Annotated in this window: 3 protein-coding genes; all 3 read left to right on the forward strand. The window is 59.8% G+C overall.

From position 1 onward, the window contains the following. Positions 1–226: 226 nt before the first annotated feature. The 3 genes from ACZ3J7_RS40845 (at position 227) to ACZ3J7_RS40855 (ending at position 3,692) form a co-directional block, all read left to right on the forward strand. Positions 227–1,252 (forward strand): helix-turn-helix domain-containing protein, encoded by a 1,026-nt coding sequence (locus ACZ3J7_RS40845; protein WP_465628467.1) that lies wholly within the window; start codon positions 227–229, stop codon positions 1,250–1,252. 538 nt (positions 1,253–1,790) lie between these two features. After that, positions 1,791–3,110: a ferredoxin reductase family protein gene (locus ACZ3J7_RS40850; RefSeq protein ID WP_166814096.1), complete on the forward strand. Its 1,320-nt coding sequence runs from the start codon at positions 1,791–1,793 to the stop codon at positions 3,108–3,110. Positions 3,111–3,353: 243 nt separating this feature from the next. Continuing rightward, entirely contained in the window at positions 3,354–3,692 is a 339-nt protein-coding gene (locus tag ACZ3J7_RS40855; protein ID WP_166814094.1) for a DNA-binding protein, read from the forward strand. Positions 3,693–3,828 lie beyond the last annotated feature (136 nt).

Raw genomic sequence — 3,828 nt, forward strand, 5'->3', positions numbered from 1 at the left:
TCCGGCCCGGTCAGCGACAGGCCCTGCTCCTTGGCCAGGCGCACCAACTCCGCGGCCGCCGCAGCTTCCGCGGAGGGCTCGGCCCTCTTCTTCGTAACATTCTCCAGTGTCGTCATCTCGGCACCTCCTCGCCGAGCATTCACTCAGCGTCTCGGGCCAAAACACCGATTACGAAACAGTCCCAGCGTCGGCGACGTCGTCACCGAGAGTGTCCGAGGGCGCCAGGGTGCGGTTGGCACCGAGGCGAGATGCCCGATCGAGTCGTTGGTCGGCGACCCTGTGCCCGCAAGCCTTGCTCACCGCTGCGTTGGACGTTGGGACCATCCGGGCGCAACAGCACGTACCGCTGCCGACCGTGCTCCATTCGTTTCGAATCGACCTACGCACGCTGTGGGATGCACTCATCGCCGAAGGCCGATACCTTGATCTCGCTGCGCGAACCGACTTCCTCGAACTGTTGTCGGTCATAGTGTGGGAGACGGTCGAAACGAGCACCGAGGAAATGGTGCGCGGCTACCAAGTTGCTCAAGGAGGACTCGAGGAGATTCGAGCCGAGGCATTCGACCAACTGCTCATAGACGGAGCAGCTAATCACGTCGCCGTTGACAACGCCGCCCAGATTCTCGGCCTGCCAGTCTCGGGTACATTCCTGTGTCCTGTCGGGGATTTTGGCGTTCCCCAACCCGAGCTAATCGGCGGCTGCGCCCATCGATTGAGTTCCAGCGGCATCGCTCACCATTTCGGTTGGTACGGACATGAGTTACGTGCGATCGTTCACCGTCCGAATACCAGAACCAACCTCATCGACTATCTTGTCGCACTGGAGGACCACGTCTGCACCGTGGTGGACGCCGAGGGACTCGCACACGTTCCTGGCGCAATTCGCCTTGCACGGACCACAGTCGAAGGCCGAGTCACTCCAGGGGTGCGCCATGTGCGCGAGACCTGGTTGCACACTATCGCAGCTGGAAACGCCGAAGTAGCCGATGCTGTGCACAAGGCAGTGTTCGGTCCACTACAAATGCTGAGCGAGTACGAGCGCACCGCTCTGTTGGAGACTGTCGGCGACCTGGTCGCGTACGGGGGAACTATCGCGAACATCGCCGAACGCACACACAGGCACCGAAACACGGTGCGCCGACGCCTTCGGGACTTCACCACCCTCACTGGGCTCGATGTCACAAGCACCAGCGACCTAGCTGTCACGGCCCTCGCGTTGACCGTCGAACAACGCCGTTCACACAGTGGATAGAGAAGGATCAGCTACGACTTTCGCGCACCGATGCCGGGTGCCTCAACTGGAATGTTATTGATGGCGCTCGGAATCGTGCCGGGCCCGGGCGACGGTCGAGAGGTCACAGCTGCGCCCGACTTGGCCACTCTCCGGTGGCACTACACCCGACCACGCGCTCTGCCGCACCAGATCATGGACTCACCCAGGTACTGGGCCAGTAACTCGCGGTCTTCCGCAGCCCGCAGATAGCGTCGGGCAACATCGCAATCCGATTGTTTGTGGGTGTGCGACCTTCAATGAGGCTGAGTTACCAGCGTCCGCCACTGCTGTTCGGCTCGGGCTTAACGGATTACCAGCATCGCCCCCGGCGATCCGAAAGCGTCCCGCTCGTCCCTCCCGATTGTGGAGCTGAAAATTCTTACCGTTCAGGTCAGTCGAAAGTCGTATGCCTAATGTTCTTGTTCTGGCGCGTTAGGAGTAGCGTTCCGCTTCGGTGACTATCCGATAATCTTCGTGCCGAACCTTCCGACCTATCGTGATGAGTAGGATATTTTCGATGACGACATTGCTAACACGTGCGGTCGCCTGGATTGGACTCTACTTGGCAGTGGCAGTAATGCCGCTAGTGTTCGCGGTGCTCGGTCACCCCGGTCCGGGTCGGGGTTTCCTGACCGAATTCTCTGTCGCACTTGGCTTTATCGGGCTGTCGATGATGGGGATGCAGTTCGCACTGGTGGCACGCTTCCAGGCAGCGGCTGAACCCTTCGGCGAAGATGCCCTAGTTCAATTTCATCGCGAGATCTCCTATGTCGCCTTGGCGTTCATCTTGGCGCACCCGATCCTCCTGCAGCTGGCGGGAATCGACATCGTCGGACTGCTCAACCTTGCGCACGCCCCCTGGCGTGCACGGTTCGCGGTCACCTCGACAGTGCTGCTGCTGGTGCTCATTGCCACCTCGATCTGGAGACGGCGGATGAATATTCGCTACGAGGTGTGGCAAGTGCTCCACGGGGCGATCTCGGTGATAGTTGTCGCCTTCGCCGTGGCGCACGTGTTCCTGGTCGGATATTACGTCGACCATGCCTGGAAGAAATGGTTGTGGGCGATCATGACCTGCGCGTTGATCTTGCTGTTGCTGTGGGTTCGGGTGATCCGGCCGCTCGAGCGCCTTCGTCGCCCCTGGAAGATCAAGTCCGTGGTCCACGAACGCGGTGACGCCGTGACGTTGACGATGATCCCAGTCGGGCACAAGGGTTTCCGGTTCGAGCCCGGGCAGTTCGGCTGGCTGACCGTCGATCGGTCACCGTTTTCGGTGACGTCACATCCGTTCTCGTTTTCGTCGAGTGCCGAGAACGCGTCAGTGCTGTCCATGACGATCAAGGCGCTCGGCGACTTCACCTCCACCGTCCGAACTATCGCCCCGGGCACCCGCGCATACATCGACGGGCCGCACGGCGTCTTCACGCCAGATCGCAATGAAGGACCGGGATTCGTTCTCATCGCAGGAGGTGTCGGTATTACTCCGATGATCAGCATTCTGCGCACCATGGCTGACCGCAGCGACAATCGACCGTATCTGCTGTACTACGCCAGCCGCTCACTCGACGACATCACATTCGACGAGGAACTAGAAAGCCTTAAACGTCGTTTGAACCTCACCATCGTCAATATCCTGATGACGCCACCCGAAGGGTGGACCGGTGAACAAGGCTACCTCGATCGCGAAATGATCGTCCGCCACCTGCCTGATCGCTATCAGCGACTGCAGTACTTCACCTGTGGGCCCGCCCCGATGCTCAATGCTGTCGAGGAGTCACTGACCGAGCTGGGAGTGCCGGCGCAAAATCTTCACACCGAACGATTCGTTTTCGTCTGATCGGAGTCCTGATGCGACACGTTTACACCACCCGCGCCGTCATCCTCATTGCGCTCCTACTGCTAGGAGCGTCGGCCTGGTTCGGTCTGGCGATGCACTGAATTAAGCTTGTTCAGCCGCAACGACTTTCTGGATCGAAGGGGTTGCGGCCGAACGAAGGGTTTGAGTTTAGGCAGCACCCCGATCTACTCTCGCCCGTCCTGAATTCACTACCGACCGTGACAATGAGAGGGTTCGAATCCTGTGACGCAACAGGCGTATGTCGTCGTCGCCGAACTCGACATGCAATTCGACGAGAACGTCAGCGGTGAACTTCTCCCGCCCATAATCGATCACCACGGTGCCGTCCAGCGCTCGGAACTCGGCTGGGTCGAAGTCGTATTCACCATTCCTGCCGTATCCGTCCGGCAGGCCACCACCGCTGCGCTGGAAATTCTCGACACGTACACCTTAGGTTTGCTGTCCCTGCGTGTGCTGACCGCCGCTGACTTCGACCGCATCGCCGATGCAATCGAGACGCCACGGCTCCTTTCCACCGTTCACGCTGCAAAAGTCCTCGGCATTTATCGTCCGCCAGGATGATCCCGTAGCGATCAAGGAAACGAAACGGTCATCGGCCTAGCTGTTGCGGGTATGGACGTTGCTGACGCGGGATTGAAGTGGACGGGCTGGTCCTTCGCGGCAGGATGGAAGTTGCGAAACTGACCATCAACAGCAA

This window comes from Kitasatospora sp. NPDC015121 (assembly GCF_055562955.1).